This is a genomic window from Streptomyces sp. yr375 (assembly GCF_900110755.1).
GTDB lineage: Bacteria > Actinomycetota > Actinomycetes > Streptomycetales > Streptomycetaceae > Streptomyces.
The window spans coordinates 53,401-71,033 of the sequence record NZ_FOFF01000003.1; the positions used below are offsets into that span (position 1 = coordinate 53,401).

Annotated in this window: 13 protein-coding genes; 9 read left to right on the plus strand and 4 right to left on the minus strand. The window is 70.9% G+C overall.

The genetic code is table 11. The annotated features are described in order from the left end of the window. Positions 1 to 28: 28 nt before the first annotated feature. Entirely contained in the window at positions 29 to 2,569 is a 2,541-nt protein-coding gene (locus BMZ82_RS04730) for an ATP-dependent Clp protease ATP-binding subunit (protein ID WP_093772003.1), read from the minus strand. Between the two features lie 227 nt (positions 2,570 to 2,796). Continuing rightward, positions 2,797 to 3,567, minus strand: a complete 771-nt coding sequence (gene map / locus BMZ82_RS04735) for a type I methionyl aminopeptidase (RefSeq protein ID WP_093772005.1) — start codon at positions 3,565 to 3,567, stop codon at positions 2,797 to 2,799. 32 nt (positions 3,568 to 3,599) lie between these two features. Here map and BMZ82_RS04740 point away from each other — a divergent pair, with 32 nt between their 5' ends. The 9 genes from BMZ82_RS04740 to BMZ82_RS04780 all read left to right on the plus strand — a co-directional run bounded on the left by BMZ82_RS04740 (position 3,600) and on the right by BMZ82_RS04780 (position 14,793). Continuing rightward, positions 3,600 to 3,851 carry a helix-turn-helix domain-containing protein gene (locus BMZ82_RS04740; protein WP_093772007.1) on the plus strand — a complete coding sequence of 84 codons (252 nt, stop codon included), beginning with the start codon at positions 3,600 to 3,602 and terminating at the stop codon, positions 3,849 to 3,851. Positions 3,852 to 4,035: 184 nt separating this feature from the next. Further along, positions 4,036 to 5,637 carry a hypothetical protein gene (locus BMZ82_RS04745; protein WP_093772009.1) on the plus strand — a complete coding sequence of 534 codons (1,602 nt, stop codon included), beginning with the start codon at positions 4,036 to 4,038 and terminating at the stop codon, positions 5,635 to 5,637. A 196-nt stretch (positions 5,638 to 5,833) separates the two neighbouring features. Beyond that, complete coding sequence (locus BMZ82_RS04750) at positions 5,834 to 6,676, plus strand: nitrilase-related carbon-nitrogen hydrolase (RefSeq protein ID WP_093772010.1); 843 nt, start codon at positions 5,834 to 5,836, stop codon at positions 6,674 to 6,676. Beyond that, on the plus strand, positions 6,673 to 7,956 hold the full coding sequence (locus BMZ82_RS04755; protein WP_093772012.1) for an aspartate aminotransferase family protein: 1,284 nt from the start codon (positions 6,673 to 6,675) through the stop codon (positions 7,954 to 7,956). Before BMZ82_RS04750 ends, BMZ82_RS04755 begins: the two co-directional genes overlap by 4 nt. 44 nt (positions 7,957 to 8,000) lie before the next feature. Continuing rightward, entirely contained in the window at positions 8,001 to 9,584 is a 1,584-nt protein-coding gene (locus BMZ82_RS04760; RefSeq protein WP_093772014.1) for a PucR family transcriptional regulator, read from the plus strand. 155 nt (positions 9,585 to 9,739) lie between these two features. Further along, positions 9,740 to 10,582 (plus strand): nitrilase-related carbon-nitrogen hydrolase, encoded by an 843-nt coding sequence (locus BMZ82_RS04765; protein ID WP_093772015.1) that lies wholly within the window; start codon positions 9,740 to 9,742, stop codon positions 10,580 to 10,582. A gap of 94 nt (positions 10,583 to 10,676) precedes the next feature. Then, on the plus strand, positions 10,677 to 12,080 hold the full coding sequence (hydA, locus tag BMZ82_RS04770; RefSeq protein ID WP_093772017.1) for a dihydropyrimidinase: 1,404 nt from the start codon (positions 10,677 to 10,679) through the stop codon (positions 12,078 to 12,080). Between the two features lie 21 nt (positions 12,081 to 12,101). Beyond that, a complete protein-coding gene (locus BMZ82_RS04775) occupies positions 12,102 to 13,121 on the plus strand; it encodes a TIGR03842 family LLM class F420-dependent oxidoreductase (RefSeq protein ID WP_093772019.1) in 1,020 nt (339 codons plus the stop codon). A gap of 142 nt (positions 13,122 to 13,263) precedes the next feature. Further along, positions 13,264 to 14,793, plus strand: a complete 1,530-nt coding sequence (locus BMZ82_RS04780; protein ID WP_177244392.1) for an NCS1 family nucleobase:cation symporter-1 — start codon at positions 13,264 to 13,266, stop codon at positions 14,791 to 14,793. Between the two features lie 36 nt (positions 14,794 to 14,829). On the opposite strand, the gene BMZ82_RS04785 is transcribed toward BMZ82_RS04780, so the two are convergent. Next, the gene (locus BMZ82_RS04785; RefSeq protein WP_093772022.1) at positions 14,830 to 15,501 is read right to left on the minus strand and encodes a hypothetical protein; all 672 of its coding nucleotides are present in this window, start codon (positions 15,499 to 15,501) and stop codon (positions 14,830 to 14,832) included. Between the two features lie 310 nt (positions 15,502 to 15,811). Beyond that, positions 15,812 to 17,605 carry a DNRLRE domain-containing protein gene (locus BMZ82_RS04790; protein ID WP_093772024.1) on the minus strand — a complete coding sequence of 598 codons (1,794 nt, stop codon included), beginning with the start codon at positions 17,603 to 17,605 and terminating at the stop codon, positions 15,812 to 15,814. Between the last annotated feature and the right edge of the window lie 28 nt (positions 17,606 to 17,633).

A 17,633-nucleotide genomic window follows, 5' to 3' on the forward strand; every position in this document is an offset into this window, starting at 1 on the left:
CTGGTCAGGGCCTTCTGGTCAGGACGGGTCAGGACGTCGGGACGGGCGGCCGCGTGTGGAACGCGAGCCGCCCGTCCTCGACCTCCACCCGCACCCGGTCGCCCTCCGCGACCCGCCCGTCGAGCAGCAGCCGCGACAGCTCGTTGTCCACCTCCCGCTGGATCGTGCGACGCAACGGCCGGGCGCCGTACTCGGGTTGGTAGCCGCGCTCGGCGAGCCAGTCGACGGCCGTGTCGCCGAACTCGACCGTGATGCCCTTCGCGTGCACCAGTCGGCGCGTCTTCTCCAGCAACAGGTCGGTGATCCGCCGCAGTTGCTCACCGGTGAGCTGACGGAAGACGACGATCTCGTCGATCCGGTTGAGGAACTCCGGCCGGAAGTGCTCGCGCAACGGCCGCAGGATCCGCTCGCGCCGCGCCTCTTCGTCGGCGTCCGCGCCCCCCGACCCGAAGCCGAGGCCCGCGCCGCGCCGGGTGATCGCCTCCGACCCCAGGTTGCTGGTCATCACGATCACCGTGTTGGTGAAGTCGACCGTGCGGCCCTGCGAATCGGTGAGCCGGCCGTCGTCGAGAACCTGGAGCAGGATGTTGAAGACGTCCGGGTGCGCCTTCTCCACCTCGTCGAGCAGCAGCAGCGAGTACGGGTGCCGGCGGACGACCTCCGTCAACTGCCCGGCCTCCTCGTGGCCGACGTAGCCGGGCGGGGCGCCCACCAGACGGCTCACCGTGTGCCGCTCCTGGTACTCGCTCATGTCGAGCCGCACCATGCGCTCCTCGCTGCCGAACAGCGCCTGCGCCAGCGCGCGGGCGAGTTCGGTCTTCCCCACGCCGGTCGGGCCGAGGAACAGGAAACTGCCGATCGGCCGGTCCGGGCTCGACAGGCCCGCCCGCGAACGCAGCACCGCGTCCGCGACGACCCGCACCGCCTCCTCCTGGCCGACGACCCGCTCGTGCAGATGCTCCTCCAGGGCGAGCAGCCGGTCCTTCTCGTCCTGCGTGAGGCTGGCCACCGGAATACCGGTCTGCCGGGACACCACCTCGGCGACGGCCTCGGCGGTCACCTCCAGCCGCCCCTCGTCGGCCGCCTCCTCATCGCTCACGTCCGCGATGCGCCGCCTCAACTCGACGATACGGTCCCGTAGTTGAGTGGCCTGCTCGTACTGCTCGGCCGCGGCGGCCTGGTCCTTGTCGAGGGCGAGCTGCTCGACCTCGCGCTCCATCGCCCGTACGTCCGTGCCCTTCGTGCGGGCGACGAGCCGCACCCGGGCGCCCGCCTGGTCGATCAGGTCGATCGCCTTGTCCGGCAGGTGGCGGTCGGTGAGATAGCGGTCGGACAGCTCCACGGCCGCGACGAGCGCCGCGTCGGTGTAGCGGACCTGGTGGTGGGCCTCGTAGCGGTCGCGCAGCCCGCGCAAAATCTCCAGCGCGTCCGCGACGGACGGCTCCGGGACCAGGATCGGCTGGAACCGGCGGGCCAGCGCCGCGTCCTTCTCGATCCGCCGGAACTCCTCCAGCGTCGTCGCGCCCACGATGTGCAACTCGCCCCGTGCCAGGGCCGGTTTGAGGATGTTCCCGGCGTCCATCGAACCGCCCTCGCCGCCCCCGCCCGCGCCGACGACCGTGTGCAGTTCGTCGATGAAGACGATCAACTGGTCGGAGTGCGCGCGGATCTCGCCGACGATGGTGTTCAGCCGCTCCTCGAAGTCGCCGCGGTAGCGGGTGCCCGCGACCACGCCCGCCAGGTCCAGGGCGACCACCCGCCGCGCGGCGAGGTTGTCCGGCACGTCGCCCTCCGCGATCCGCTGCGCCAGCCCCTCCACCAGGGCGGTCTTGCCGACGCCCGCGTCACCGATCAGCACCGGGTTGTTCTTGCCGCGCCGCGAGAGCACCTCGATGGTCTGCTCGATCTCGTCGTCCCGGCCGATCACCGGGTCGATGCGGCCCTCGCGGGCCAGCTCGGTGAGATCACGGCCGAACTTGTCGAGGGTGGGCGTGCCGCTGGGCCGCCGGCCGTCCGCCGCGCGGGTGGCCTGGGCGGCGTCCGGGTCCGCGGGCGGCATGCCCGTGGCGGCGAAGCGCGCCGCGTTGAGGATGTGCCCGGCCGCCGAGTCCGGGTTCGCGGCGAGGGCGCTGAGCACGTGCTCCGGGCCGATGTGCCCCGCGCCCCGGGAACGGGCCAGCTCGTGGGCGTCCAGCAGGGCGCGCTTGGCGGCCGGGGTCAGGGACAGCGAGGTGGGCGGCGGCACCTCGCCCGGCGGGTGCTGGACCGGGCCCGAACGCTCGTCGATCTGCGTCGCGAGCGAGTCGGGGTCGGCGCCGGCCCGGCTGAGCAGCGTACGGGTCGGCTCCGCCGTGAGGGCCGCGCGCAGGAGGTGCTCGGTGTCCAGGTCGCGGCTGCCGTGTTCGGCGGCGTACTGGGCCGCGCCGCGGACGAGCTCCCTCGCGGGGGCGCTGAGGAGCTGGCCTATGTTGATCTGGCGGGGGCCGGGGCGGGGCCCGCCGAAGAAGCGGGCCAGGAATTCGCCGAAGGGGTCGCCGTAGCCCTCCGGGCCGGTGAAGCCGCTGGTCATGGCGTTCCGTTCGATCGACGGTACCGGTCGGACGCGGGTGCCCTTGCCTGCGGCGCTGTGGTTGTGGGGTGGGGTAAGGGCCCGTGAACCACCATGGCACGATCCCTTTTAAGCGGCATGTCCTGGCGGATTGGTGTTGGACGGCGGCTGCGGGCCGGATGTGGCTGGTCGCGCCCACGCGGCGGAGCCGCACGTCGATACAGCCCCGCGCCCCTGGGTGGGGCCGCTTAACGCCTCTCGGTCAGGACCCTTGGGCCGCTCTTCGTGATCGCGACCGTGTGTTCTGCGTGGGCCGCTCTTGAGGTGTCGTTGGTTCGGAGGGTCCAGCCGTCGGGGGCCTCGTGGTAGGTGTCCTTGCCGCCGGCGATCAGCATCGGCTCGATCGCGATGACCATGCCGTGGCGCAGCGGGAAGCCGCGGTGGGGGCGGCCCTCGTTCGGGATCGAGGGGTCCTCGTGCATGTGGCGGCCGATGCCGTGGCCCCCGAAGCCGTCCGGGATGCCGTACCCCGCCGCCCGGCACACCGTGCCGATCGCGTGCGCGATGTCGCCGACTCGGTTGCCGACGACCGCCGCCTCGATGCCGGCCGCGAGAGCGCGCTCGGCGGTCTCGATCAGCCGGACGTCCGCCGGGCGGGGGGTGCCGACGGTGAAGCTGATGGCGGAGTCGCCGACCCAGCCGTTCAGCTCGGCGCCGAAGTCGGCGGAGAGCAGGTCGCCGTCGCGCAGCCGGTAGCCGGTGGGGATGCCGTGCACGATCGCGTCGTTCACGGACGTGCAGAGCACCGCCGGGAAGGGCGTCGCGGCGAAGGACGGGCGGTAGCCGAGGAACGGCGACGTCGCCCCCGCCCCGCGCAGCACCCCGTGTGCCAGCTCGTCCAGCTCCAGCAGGGAAACGCCCACGTCAGCGGCCTCGCGCACGGCCGTCAGGGCTCGTGCGACGACCTGTCCGGCCTCGTACATGGCGTCGATCGATGTGTCCGTCTTCAGCTCAACCATGCCAATTACTATACCGGTATTAGAATGGTGCCATGGTGCGTACCCCCTTGACCCCTGAAGAGCGCGAACGCGGCGAGCGGCTCGGGCGGCTGCTGCGCGCCGCGCGCGGCGACCGGAGCATGACCGAGATCGCGGCGCGGGCCGGCCTCTCCGCCGAGACCCTCCGCAAGATCGAGACCGGCCGGGCGCCCACCCCGGCGTTCTTCACCGTCGCCGCGCTCGCCCGGGTGCTCGGCCTGTCGATGGACGAACTGGCGGGACTGTGCGTGCTCGCCCCGGCGTGACGCCGATCTGACGCGATATGAGGCCGGCGTGATGTCCGGAACCGGCCGCCCGCCGACGTGTCACGGGTCAAGATCGTGCAATGGGGCCCGCCGCGTCCGCTCTGAGAACTTGACGTGACCGCGCTGTAACACGAATGGTGTTTTCTACGAGCTGGATTGTTCCGGTCGGGGCGGGAGTCGAGCGATGGATGTGCATCAACTCCCGGTCCGGGTGCGGGAGTTCGCGAGCCATTTGGGCGGGCTGCTGGCGCGCCTGGACCAAAACGCGGGCTGGTGCGCGGTGTTCTGGCAGCGCGATCCCGACGGCATGCGGGCCTGCCTCGACGGACGTGAAGTGCCGCCCTGGGACGTGGTGGAGGCGGTGCTCCAGGACTTCGCCGCCGAGTACGGCACCGATGCCGCCGCTCAAGAGGCCCAGCGCGTACGGCCCTTGCACGCCGCCGCACTCGCCGCCCTGCCCGGCGGCCGCGACGCCCTCGGGGACCGGCTCGACGTCATGCACCGCGAACAGCGTTACGCCGCCGAGCGGTTGGCCGACCTGGGCCGCCGACTGGCCGCCGCCGGCACCCGCGAACAGGCCGACGCCGTCCGCCTCGACCTCGCCTGGGCCCACGACGACCACGAACGCGCCACCGCCCGCTGCGCCGAACTCCGCCACCGCATGGCGGAGCTGGACCGCCTCCCGCCACCCACCACAAGTCCCCCGCAGACGGGGAACGTTGTCACGAACCCCACCGCCCCGGCCGACGACGCGGGTCGCGCCTATGACGCCCGTAGTGGGTATCGCGCTGCCGGTCCTGCGCCGGGCACCGGGGTCGCCGCCTACGACGCTGGCCGCGCCGCCCCCGACGACGGTGCCGGCCGTGCCTACGATGCCCGGAGCGGTTACCGCACAGCCGGTCCCGCGCCAGGCGCCGGGGTCGCCGCCTACGACTCCGCCGGTGCGCCGACGGCTGCCGAGTCCGCCCGCGCCCAGAGTGACCCCGTCCAGGGCTACCCCGCCGCCGCACCCACCACCGCTCCCGCTCCCGCCCCGGCGTCCGTGCCCAAGCAGCGCAAGCGGCGTCGTGGTAGTGCCCGGTTCGCCGGGTTGGTCGAGGAGGAGGACGCGGGCGCAGGCGTCGTGCCGCCCGCCGCCGAGTCGGTGGTGCCCGCGCCCGCAGCGGCCCCTCGGCGTAGTCCGCGTGGGGCTCGCTTTGCCGGGGCTGCCGAGAGTGTCGACCGGGTGTCCGAGCCGCAGCGGGAGCCGTTGGATCCGGCGGCTCGGCGGGAGGCCGTCGAGGTGGTGCGGCGGTTGGTGGGGCTGCGCGGGGAGGGGCGCAGTGGGGAGGCGCACGCTCTGCTTGTCGAGCTCGCGTACTGGCCGGCCGCCCGTATCCCGCTGCTCGCGGCCGAACTGCAGCGCGCCGGGCTCACCGCCGACTGGACCACCCTGCTCTGGGAGGCCGCCTCGCTGCCCGCCGACCGGCTCGTCGCCGCGGCCGACGCGCTGGTCGCCGTGGGGCGTACGACCGACGGCGAGCAGATCCTGCGGCAGGGCGTCGCCCGCCCGGCCGCCGAGATCGGTACGGCCGTCCTCGGCCTGGTCGCGGACGGCAGGCGGCGCGAGGCCGCCGCGCTGCTCGACGCCTACGTCCGCGTCCGCACCCCCGAGGAGGCCGCGCGCAGCGCCGCCCCGGATCCGCGGACCCTCGTCCCGCTGCTGCTGGAGGCGGCCCGGGCCGTCTCCGAGGAACGCCGCTGGGACCTGGTGCACGCCCTGCGGGTCGCGGGCTTCACCGCCTGACCGGCGCCCCGCCCGCGCTCCGGTGCCCGCGTACGCCGTGCGCGTCGCGACTCACCCACCGGAGTGTGAAACGCGATCGACTTCGCGGGTTAACGACGATGGTCTTGGCAAGCCTCTCCCGGAGGCTTACGTTCATCCCTCTACGACCATTGTCTACGGGCGTAGAGGCTCTGACGTCCCGTCGAAGGAGCAGCTCATGGCCAACGTCGTACGTGCCGCACTGGTCCAGGCCACCTGGACCGGCGACACCGAGTCCATGGTGGCGAAACACGAGGAGCATGCCCGCGAGGCGGCCCGCCGGGGCGCGAAGATCATCGGGTTCCAGGAGGTCTTCAACGCTCCCTACTTCTGTCAGGTCCAGGAGCCGGAGCACTACCGCTGGGCCGAGCCGGTCCCCGACGGGCCGACCGTGCGTCGTATGCAGGAGCTCGCGCGCGAGACGGGCATGGCGATCGTCGTGCCGGTCTTCGAGGTCGAGCAGTCCGGTTTCTACTACAACACCGCCGCCGTGATCGACGCCGACGGCTCCTACCTCGGCAAGTACCGCAAGCACCACATCCCGCAGGTGAAGGGCTTCTGGGAGAAGTACTACTTCAAGCCCGGCAACCTCGGCTGGCCGGTCTTCGACACGGCCGTCGGCAAGGTCGGCGTCTACATCTGCTACGACCGCCACTTCCCGGAGGGCTGGCGTCAACTCGGGCTCAACGGAGCCCAGTTGGTCTACAACCCGTCCGCCACCCACCGCGGCCTCTCCGCCCACCTCTGGCAGTTGGAGCAGCCCGCCGCCGCGGTCGCCAACGAGTACTTCGTCGCCGCGATCAACCGGGTCGGCGTCGAGGAGTACGGCGACAACGACTTCTACGGGACCTCGTACTTCGTCGACCCGCGCGGTCAGTTCGTCGGCGAGGTCGCGAGCGGGAAGGACGAGGAACTCCTCGTCCGCGACCTCGACTTCGACCTGGTCGAGGAGGTCCGCCAGCAGTGGGCCTTCTACCGCGACCGCCGCCCCGACGCCTACGAAGGACTGGTGAAGCCGTGAGCGACCTCTACGCCCGCCACCGGAACGTCCTGCCGGACTGGCTCGCCCTCTACTACGAGGAGCCGCTGGAGATCACCCACGGCGAGGGCCGGCACGTCTGGGACGCCGCCGGGAACAAGTACCTCGACTTCTTCGGCGGCATCCTCACCACGATGACCGCGCACGCGCTGCCCGAGGTGGCGAAGGCGGTGAGCGAGCAGGCCGGACGGATCAACCATTCGTCCACGCTCTACCTCAACCGGCCCATGGTCGACCTCGCCGAGCGCGTCGCGCACATCAGCGGCATCCCCGACGCCCGCGTCTTCTTCACCACCTCGGGCACCGAGGCCAACGACACGGCGCTGCTGCTCGCCACCACCTACCGGCGCAGCAACACCGTCCTCGCGATGCGCAACAGCTACCACGGGCGTTCCTTCAGCGCGGTCGGCATCACCGGCAACCGCGGCTGGTCGCCGACCTCGCTGTCCCCGCTGCAGACGCTGTACGTGCACGGCGGGGTGCGCGGGCGCGGCCCCTTCGCCGACCTGAGCGACGCCGAGTTCGTCGCCGCCTGCGTCGAGGACCTGAAGGACCTGCTCGGCCACACCCGCGCGCCCGCCGCCCTCATCGCCGAGCCCATCCAGGGGGTCGGCGGCTTCACGTCACCGCCGGACGGGCTGTACGCCGCGTTCCGCGAGGTGCTGGACGCGCACGGCATCCTGTGGATCGCCGACGAGGTGCAGACCGGCTGGGGCCGCACCGGCGAGCACTTCTGGGGCTGGCAGGCGCACGCGCAGAACGGCCCGCCGGACATCGTCACGTTCGCCAAGGGCATCGGCAACGGCATGTCCATCGGCGGTGTCATCGCCCGCTCCGAGATCATGAACTGCCTGGACGCCAACAGCATCTCCACGTTCGGCGGCACCCAGGTGACCATGGCGGCCGGCCTCGCCAACCTCGGCTACCTGCTGGAACACGACCTCCAGGGCAACTCCCGGCGGGTCGGCGGTCTGCTCATCGAGCGGCTGCGGGGCGTCGCCGCCCACGACCCCGGCGTCCGGGAGGTACGCGGGCGCGGGCTGATGATCGGCGTCGAGCTGACCAGGCCCGGCACCGATCTGGCCGACCCGGACCGGGCGTCCGCCGTGCTGGAGGCGGCCCGCGCCGACGGGCTGCTGATCGGCAAGGGCGGCGGCCACAGCACCAGCGTCCTGCGCATCGCCCCGCCGCTGTCCCTGACCGTGGCGGAGGCCGAGGAGGGCGCCGCGATCCTCGAAAGCGCGCTGCGGGCCACGCAGTAGCGCCGGTCCGAGGACACGAAGGGCAAGCAAGGGAACACGACGCCATGACCATCACCCTGGAGCCCTGGGGCCCCGTTGAGCCCCTGGAACCCGCCCTGTCGGTCCGTCAGGTCCTCGCCCTGGAACGGGTGTTGGCCGGGGAGCCCGAGGTGGTGGCCGGCGCGGCCCAGCTCGACCGGCCGGTGCGCTGGGTGCACGTCGCCGAGGCCGCGGACGTCGGCGTCATGCTCAGCGGCGGCGAGATGGTCCTCACCACCGGCGTCCTGCTGGCCGGCGACGAGAGCGCGCAGACCGAGTACATCCAGTCCCTGCACCGGGCCGAGGCCGCGGCCGTGGTGCTGGGCCTGGGCCGTGCCTTCCCCGCCCCGCCGGACGTGATGCGGCGGGCCGCCGAGCGGTGCGGGCTGCCGATGGTCGTGCTCCACCGGCCGTTCCCCTTCGCAGAGTTGACGGAGGAGGTGCAGTCCCGGCTGGTCCGGCGCAAGTACGCCGCCGTCAGCCTGTCGGAGGCGGTACGGACCGCGCTCACCGGGCTGATCACCGCGGGCGCCCCGCTGCAACTGCTGCTCGACGTGGTCGCCCAGCACGCCGGCTGTCCCGTCGTCGTCACCAACCTCGCCCACCGGGTGCTGGCGACGGCGGGGGAGCGGTCGGCGGTCGACGACGTGCTGCGGGACTGGGAGCGCATCGCCCGGCAGGCCGGCGGCAGCGAGGGCGACGGCTGGATCCGCGCCGAACTCGGCGGACGCGGCGAGCGGTGGGGGCAGATCGTGCTGTGCGGGCATCGCGGCGACACGGCGGGCGGACGGCTGCTGGCCGACCGGGCCGCCGAGGCCCTCGTCCTGCACCGCATGCTCGGCGGCACCTCCACCCACACCTGGGAGGAGCAGTCCGCGCAGAGCCTGCTCACCGACCTGATCTCCGGCGTCGTACCCGCTCGCCAACTGCTGCCCCGGGCCCGGGCGGCCGGTCTCCCCGTCAACCGGCGCACCTTCGTCCCGCTGGTCGTGCGGGACGCAGACCCGGCCCAACTCGACCGGATGCTCCGCCTGTTGGGCCTGCCGGGGCTGGTCGCAGAACTCGCCGAGGGGGCGACGGCGGTGCTGCTGAGCCTCGCCCGCGACCAGGACGCCGACGCGCTCGCCGCGCACTTCGCCGCCCGGCTGCGGACCGAGTCGGGCGAGCCCCGCACGGTCGTCGCGGCGGCCGAGGCGCGCATCGTCTGGGACGACGTGCCCGCCGGGCTGCGCGAGGCCCAGCATGTCGCGGACGCCGTGGCCGACTCCCCGGCCGCCCTCGACCTGCCGGCCGTCGTCCACCTCAAGGACGTCCATCTGCGGGGCCTGGTACGGCTGTTGCGCGACGACCCGCGCGTGCAGTCCTTCGCGGAACGGGAGCTGGACGGGCTGCTGTGCGCGGCCGGGGACGACCTGCTCGCCGTCCTGCGGACCTATCTGGCCACCGGCCGCAACAAGTCCCGCACCGCCCAGCTCCACCACGTCTCCCGGCCCGCGCTGTACCGCAGGCTGGAGGCGATAGAAGGGCGGCTGGGCGTGGACCTCGACGACTTCGAACAGGCCGCGTCCGTGCACATCGCGCTCCTCGCGCACGACGCGCAACAGCCCTGAAACATGCGACGACCTGGGAAAACGGCGGTGAAACATGGGCCGACGACGACGTGACACGGTGGCATGCCGGACGCCCGCAGACGTGACACGGTGCATCTCAAAGCCTGCTTTCGGACTTTCTAGCCTTCTCGCACACCGAGCGACCGGAGGTCCCGATGAGCAGAGTGATCCGTGCCGCGATATTCCAGACGGCCTGGACCGGCGACAAGGAGTCGATGATCCAGGTGCACGAGCAGGCGGTGCGCGACGCGGCCGCCCAGGGCGCTCAAGTGCTCTGTTTCCAGGAGCTGTTCTACGGACCGTACTTCTGCCAGGTCCAGGACCCGCAGTTCTACGAGTACGCCGAGCGGATCCCCGACGGCCCCATCGTCGAGCGCTTCCAGGCACTCGCCCGGGAACACGGCATCGTCCTGGTGCTGCCGATGTACGAGGAGGAGCAGCCCGGCGTCCTCTACAACACCGCCGCCGTGATCGACGCCGACGGCTCCTACCTCGGCAAGTACCGCAAGCACCACATCCCGCAGGTCGAAGGCTTCTGGGAGAAGTTCTACTTCCGCCCCGGGAACGTCGGCTGGCCGATCTTCGACACGGCCGTCGGCAAGATCGGCGTCTACATCTGCTACGACCGCCACTTCCCGGAGGGCTGGCGGGCGTTGGGGCTGGCGGGCGCGGAGATCGTCTTCAACCCGTCGGCGACCTCACGCGGACTGTCCGCCTACCTGTGGCAGTTGGAGCAGCCGGCGGCCGCGGTCGCCAACGAGTACTTCGTCGGCGCGATCAACCGGGTCGGCGTCGAGGAGCTCGGCGCCAACGACTTCTACGGGACCTCGTACTTCGTGGACCCGGAGGCCCAGTTCGTCGGGGAGGTGGCCAGCGACAAGGAGAGCGAACTCGTCGTCCGCGACCTCGATATGGCCAAGCTGCGCGAGGTCCGCGACCGCTGGCAGTTCTACCGGGACCGCCGCCCCGACGCATACCCCCCGCTGACCGCACCGTAACCGGAACACCCGTCGGCCCGGTGCACGGGGATCGGGCCGGCGGGGCCGAACCGGCTTACGCCACACCAGTGTTGAACACGGTAGGAGAGGGAGTATGAGCAGCCGAACCGTCATCCGTGGCGGACTCGTCATCACCGCGTCCGACGAGATCCATGCCGACGTCCTGATCGAGGACGGCCGGATCGCCGCCCTCGCCGCCTCCGGCACCTCCGCCGCCGAGGCCTGGACCGCCGAGAGGGTGATCGACGCCACCGGGAAGTACGTGATCCCGGGCGGGGTCGACGCCCACACGCACATGGAGCTGCCGTTCGGCGGCACCTTCGCCTCCGACACCTTCGAGACCGGCACCAGGGCCGCCGCCTGGGGCGGTACGACGACCGTCGTCGACTTCGCCGTGCAGAGCGTCGGACACAGCCTGCGCGAGGGCCTGGACGCCTGGCACGCCAAGGCGGAGGGCAACTGCGCGATCGACTACGGCTTCCACATGATCGTCTCCGACGTGAACGAGGGCACGCTGAAGGAGATGGACCTGCTGGTCCAGGAGGGCGTGACCTCCTTCAAGCAGTTCATGGCCTACCCCGGCGTCTTCTACAGCGACGACGGCCAGATCCTGCGCGCCATGCAGCGCTCCGCCGCGAACGGCGCGCTGATCATGATGCACGCGGAGAACGGCATCGCCATCGACGTCCTCGTCGAACAGGCGCTGGCGCGCGGCGAGACGGATCCCCGCTACCACGGCGAGGTGCGCAAGGCGCTGCTCGAGGCCGAGGCCACGCACCGCGCGATCAAGCTCGCGCAGGTCGCGGGCGCCCCGCTGTACGTGGTGCACGTGTCGGCGATGGAGGCGCTCGCGGAACTCGCCAAGGCCCGCGACGAGGGCCTGAACGTCTTCGGCGAGACCTGCCCGCAGTACCTGTTCCTGTCGACGGACAACCTCGCGGAGCCCGACTTCGAGGGCTCCAAATACGTGTGCAGCACCCCGCTGCGGCCCAAGGAGCACCAGGCCAAGCTGTGGCAGGGCCTGCGGACCAACGACCTCCAGGTCGTCTCCACCGACCACTGCCCCTTCTGCTTCGTGGGCCAGAAGGAGCTGGGCCGGGGCGACTTCTCGAAGATCCCCAACGGCCTGCCGGGCGTCGAGAACCGCATGGACCTGCTCCACCAGGGCGTCGTCGAGGGGCGCATCAGCCGCCGCCGCTGGATCGAGATCGCCTGCGCCACCCCCGCCCGGATGTTCGGCATGTACCCGAAGAAGGGCACCATCGCCCCGGGCGCCGACGCCGACGTCGTCATCTACGACCCGAACGCCGAGCAGATCATCTCCGCCGACACCCACCACATGAACGTCGACTACTCGGCGTACGAGGGCAGACGCCTCACCGGCCGCGTCGAGACGGTCCTGTCGCGGGGCGAACTCGTCATCACCGAGCGGGAGTACACGGGACACGCCGGGCACGGCCTCTACACCCCGCGTGCCACCTGCCAGTACCTCAACTAGGCCCGACTAGGAGCAGCGCTCATGGACTTCGGACTCGTCCTGCAGACCGACCCGCCGGCCTCGAAGGTCGTCAGCCTGATGAAGCGCGCCGAGCGCAACGGCTTCAGTCACGGCTGGACCTTCGACTCCGCGGTGCTGTGGCAGGAACCGTTCGTGATCTACAGTCAGATCCTCGCGAACACCAGCAAGTTGACGGTCGGGACCATGGTCACCAACCCGGGCACCCGCACCTGGGAGGTCACCGCCTCCACCTTCGCCACCCTCAACGACATGTTCGGCAACCGCACGGTGTGCGGCATCGGCCGCGGCGACTCCGCGATGCGCGTCGCGGGCCGCGCCCCGAACACCCTCGCCCGGATCAGCGAGGCCATGAAGGTCATCCGGGCCCTCGGCTCGGGCCGGGAGGCCGACCTCGGCGGTACGGTCGTCAGGTTCCCCTGGATCAAGGAGGACGCCCGGCTCCCCGTCTGGATGGCCGCGTACGGCCCCAAGGCGCTGAAGATGACCGGCGAGGAGGCCGACGGCTTCATCCTCCAGCTCGCCGACCTGTACCTCACCGAGTACATGGTGAAGGCGGTCAAGGACGCGGCCGTCGCCGCCGGCCGCGACCCGTCCGAGGTGAAGATCTGCGTCGCCGCCCCGGCGTACGTCACCGACGACGACTCGCCCGAGGCGCTCGCCCACGCCCGCGACCAGTGCCGGTGGTTCGGCGGGATGGTCGGCAACCACGTCGCCGACCTGGTGTCCAAGTACGGTGAGCACTCGGCCGCCGTACCCGACGAACTCACGGACTACATCAAGGCCCGTGAGGGGTACGACTACTCGCACCACGGACGCGCCGACAACCCCGACACCGACTTCGTGCCCGACGAGATCGTCGACCGGTTCTGCCTCATCGGCCCCGTCGAGAAGCACATCGAGAAGCTGAACGCGCTGCGCGAGCTGGGCGTCGACCAGTTCGCCGTGTACGACATGCACGACGCGCAGGAGAAGGTCATCGACGTGTACGGCACGACGGTCATCCCGGCGGTCAACGGCTGACCCCCGTCCCGAGGTTCGACCCGCCAAAGATCAACTCCCCATCCCCCCACTCCAGTTCTCCCCTCCCCACCGTCCCCGGGGAGGGGGCCCGGAGACCCCGCACGGCCTTTCCGGATCCGCCCCTCGTTTGATTGGCCTGCCCATGACCGACACCGCTCCCACGGCGATACCGCCGACCGCCCAAGTCACCCTCGCCGACGGCCGGGTGGAGATCGCCCCCGGTTCGCCGCAGCCCAGCGGCCCCTACGCCAACGAGGACCTGCTCCCGGTCCCGGTCGAGAAGCGCACCTGGACGACGTACAACTTCTCCGCGCTGTGGGTCGGCATGGCCCACAACACGGCGTCGTGGACGCTCGCTTCCGGTCTGATCGCCGTCGGCATGGACTGGAAGCAGGCGGTGTTCACCATCGCGCTGGCCAACCTGATCGTGCTGGTCCCGATGCTCCTCACCGGGCACGCCGGACCGAAGTACGGCATCCCCTTCCCGGTCTTCGCCCGCGCCTCCTTCGGCATCCGGGGCGCCAACCTGCCTGCCGTCGTACGGGCGTTGGTGGCCTGCGGCTGGTTCGGTATCCAGACCTGGATCGGCGGCGAGGCGATCTACTTCCTCGCCGGGAAACTCATCGGCAACGGCTGGAGCGACGCCGGGAAGATCGGCGGCTACGCCTGGACGATGTGGCTGTCGTTCGCCATCTTCTGGGCGATCCAGGTCGCCATCATCTACCGGGGCATGGAGACGATCCGCCGCTTCGAGAACTGGGCGGCGCCCTTCGTCCTGGTCGGCGCGCTGGTGATGCTGATCTGGATGAGCAACAAGGCAGGCGGTTTCGGCCCGTTGCTCGACCAGCCCTCCAAGCTCGGCTGGGGCGGCGACTTCTGGAAACTGTTCTGGCCGTCCCTGATGGGCATGATCGGTTTCTGGTCGACGCTGTCGCTGAACATCCCGGACTTCACCCGGTACGGAAAGTCGCAGAAGGCGCAGACCTGGGGACAGGCCCTCGGCCTGCCCACGACCATGACGCTCTTCGCGCTGCTGTCGGTGATGGTCACCTCCGGTTCGCAGGCCGTCTACGGCGAGACGATCTGGGACCCGGTACAGCTCGCCGCCAAGACGGACAACGTCTTCGGGCTGCTGTTCGCGCTGGTGACCGTGCTGGTGGCGACCCTGTCCGTGAACATCGCGGCCAACCTGGTCTCGCCGGCCTTCGACTTCTCCAACATCGCGCCCCGGAAGATCAGTTTCCGCACCGGCGCCCTCGTGACCAGCGTCCTCGGCGTGCTGATCTTCCCGTGGAAGCTGTACTCCGACCCGCAGGGCTACATCTTCACCTGGCTCGGTCTGGTCGGCGGTCTGCTCGGCACGGTCGCCGGCATCCTCATCGCCGACTACTGGATCCTGCGCCGAGGCAAGCTCGACCTGACCGACCTGTACCGCACGGGCGGCCGCTACTGGTACGACGCCGGCTGGAACTGGCGGGCCGTGGTGGCCTTCCTCGTCGGTGGCGTCCTCGCGGTCGGCGGCGCGAGCTTCAAGCCGCTGTTCGACGGGCGGCCCGTCCCGGCACTGGAACCCCTCGCCGACTACGGCTGGGCGGTCGGACTCGGCACCTCGATGGTGCTCTACCTGGCGCTGATGCTGCCGCGCGGACGACAGGAGGCAGACGCCGCCTGACGCGCGGGGTGCAACGGGGACGGCCGGAGGAGCGGTTCAGCTCTTCCGGCCGTTCTGCAGAGCGGCCACCGCTTCCTTCGCGGCCTTGATCGCACCCTTGTTGATCTCGTCGGTGCCGGGCGCCTTCTTCGTCTCGAAGTCGCTGCCGTTGTAGTTGACGACGACCAGCGCGTTGGACACCTGGGCGATGACGACGCCCTCCCGGGTCTGCTGCTTGTCCTCGGTCGTGAGGTTCACGACGGAGTAGGCCGCGTTCCCGAGCCCGGGGACCACCCCGCCGCCGCTCTTCTCCCCGATGCGCTCCTTGTACGAACTCTGCGCCGCCTCGTCCGAGTCCGTGATCTCGAAGGAGATGTCGAGCCACCGGTAGTCGTAGCCCTTGAGCGCGTTCCAGGAGCAGGTGCGGCGCAGGTCGACGTCCGTCGACGGGATCTCCTTGCCGGCCGTCTTGGCCCCCGGCACGAGTGCGGTGAGCGTCTTCGCGGTCACGCTGGTGCAGGGGACGGGCGCGGCGGAGTACGTCTTGGACGCGGGCGCCGTGGAGGGGCCGGACGACGCCTTCTCGGACTGGGTCTGCTGGGTGTCCTTGCCCGCGGTGTCCTGCGTGTCGGTCAGCGGACCGGACGACATGGCCCAGCCCGCGCAGGCCAGCACGGCCACCGGGGTCAGACGTGCGGTGAGGGCGAGCGGCAGTGGGAGTGAGCGCACGACGCACTTTCGTGGGGGACGGTGCGGACGACGTCCGCAGTGCGGACAGGGGACGCCAGTGTCACACGACTCCCTGTGGGGCGGAAGTGCGAACTCGCTCCGTGGCGGCGCGGTGACCAAGGAGCCTGGACCTATCTGGCATATCGGTACTTCATGCGACATAGGTGTGGTCGGGCGGCGCGACGGGTCGTCCGCCGGGCGTCGGGGGTGACTCCGGGGCCGCCGCGGCGTAACCAGGCCCGTGCCCCGGAGCCTGGTCGTACGGGTTCCGGGGCACGGCTGGGTGGAGCACTGCGGGTCCGTACTCGACTCACTGGTAGGCGGGTACGGCCCAAGTGGCTTTGTAGCGCCGGTCGTCGGTGGAGTACGACGCGAGGGACTGCGGGCCGCTGGTGGGGATGATTCGGATGATCGCGGTCTCCCAGATGTTGGTGTCCGGGTTCGTCTGTGTCTCGGGGCACCCTTGGGAGCAGGTGGAGATCACACGGCCGGTGATGGGGTCGTTGCCGACGCTCTTGATGAGGGTGCGCTTGGTCACCTCGGCCCGGTTGGCGTAGTTCGTGCACCAGTGGTTCTCGGCACCGGTGACGTACTGCGGCAGCGGCCAGGTGCCCTGGGAGTCGTCGTAGCAGTCGGTGGCGCCGCTCTTGGAGAACTGGACCATGCCGGCGTTGGCGCCGACCCACAGCCGGTCCGGGTTGCCGTAGACCGGGGTGAGGTCGTGACCGTACGCCTTCTTCGCGCCGGCCTGTTGGGGCAGGGGCCAGGACTTCCCCCACTTGAGCCGGCCGTCGACGTAGTCGTACCGGACCAGAAGCTCGTCGCCGACGGCCCACACCGAGTTGCTGCTCGGGTCGTAGAGGACCTCGTGCGCCCCGGCGAGGGACGTGGCCTGGACGGGCGTGGCACTCCAATTGCCCGGCGCGCCCTGCGCTTTGGAGTAGACCGCGAGCCCGCCGGCGATCCCCGCGGAACCGAAGACCCGCGAGGCGAAGGCGGCGATGACCGTGCCGTCGGGGAGCATCTCGACCCCGTGCACGTCGCTCGGTTCGCCCACGTTGATCGCCCAGTGGTAGCCGGCGAGCGACGGGTACGGGATCACGCCGATGAAGCCGCTGGGGCCGTCACCGGTGACCAGGACCTGTCCGCCGTAGGTGCCGCCGGGGCGCAGCTTGTGTGAGGTGCCGCCTTCCCAGTCGTCACCCTTCAGCGTGGTGTCGAAGACCGAGTGGTCGGCGTCGGGGATCCACCGCTGGTACGGGCCGGAGGCCGGCCAGACGTCCGGGTCGGCGGAGTCCAGGAACTCCAGCGCCGCGTGTGCCGCAGGGCGGCCGCCCGGGTACGGCTTGCCGTGGGCGTTCCCGGAGATGATCGGCGTGGAGCCCGTGTTGAACTCGACCTCCAGCGTCGGCGCGTTGTACGCGGCGTTGCACGCGGAGTCGGCCGACACCGGGTCCATGGAACAGAAGTCCTTGTAGCCGGTGCTGACGTCCTCCTGTGCCGAGAACCTGATGCCGTAGTTCGGGAACGAGGCGTCGTCGGCCCAGGCCTTCACCCAGTCGGTGACGTCGATGCGCTGGATACCGTTGGATGCGGCGGGGTTGGTCTTGTTCGGTACGACGGGGCAGTTCGTGTTGCCGATACCGAACCAGGTGCCCTTGCCCGCACCGACGGTCGGCTGATTGGCCCATGTGATGGTGGACTGGTCCCAGGGCTTGGTCACCGGGTAGACGCCCATCCACGCCTTCGCGGCGCAGTCGGAGACGTAGGAGTTGTAGACCCGCAGGGTGGCCTTCGAGATCGGGGCACCGCGGAGCTTGGAGACGTCGAAACGCATGAAGCTGCGGTACTTCGTGGTGCCCTTGTCGGGCGTACCGACGTGCAGGATTCGTCCCTGTGAGTGGTCGGCATTGTCCACGTTGCTGATGTAGGTGTCCTGCGACCGGTCGATGATGTTGCCCGGCCCCGTCTGCGCCATGGGGGACGCCGTGGGCGTCGCCGCCGCGACGGCCGCCGTCGGCACGGCCGTCGCGCCGGTTTTGGCCGCCTGGGACGCGGGGACGAGCATCGACGCCAGGAGCACCACCCCGCCTCCCGCCGCCACCAGGCATCTCCTCATGAGACACCATGGA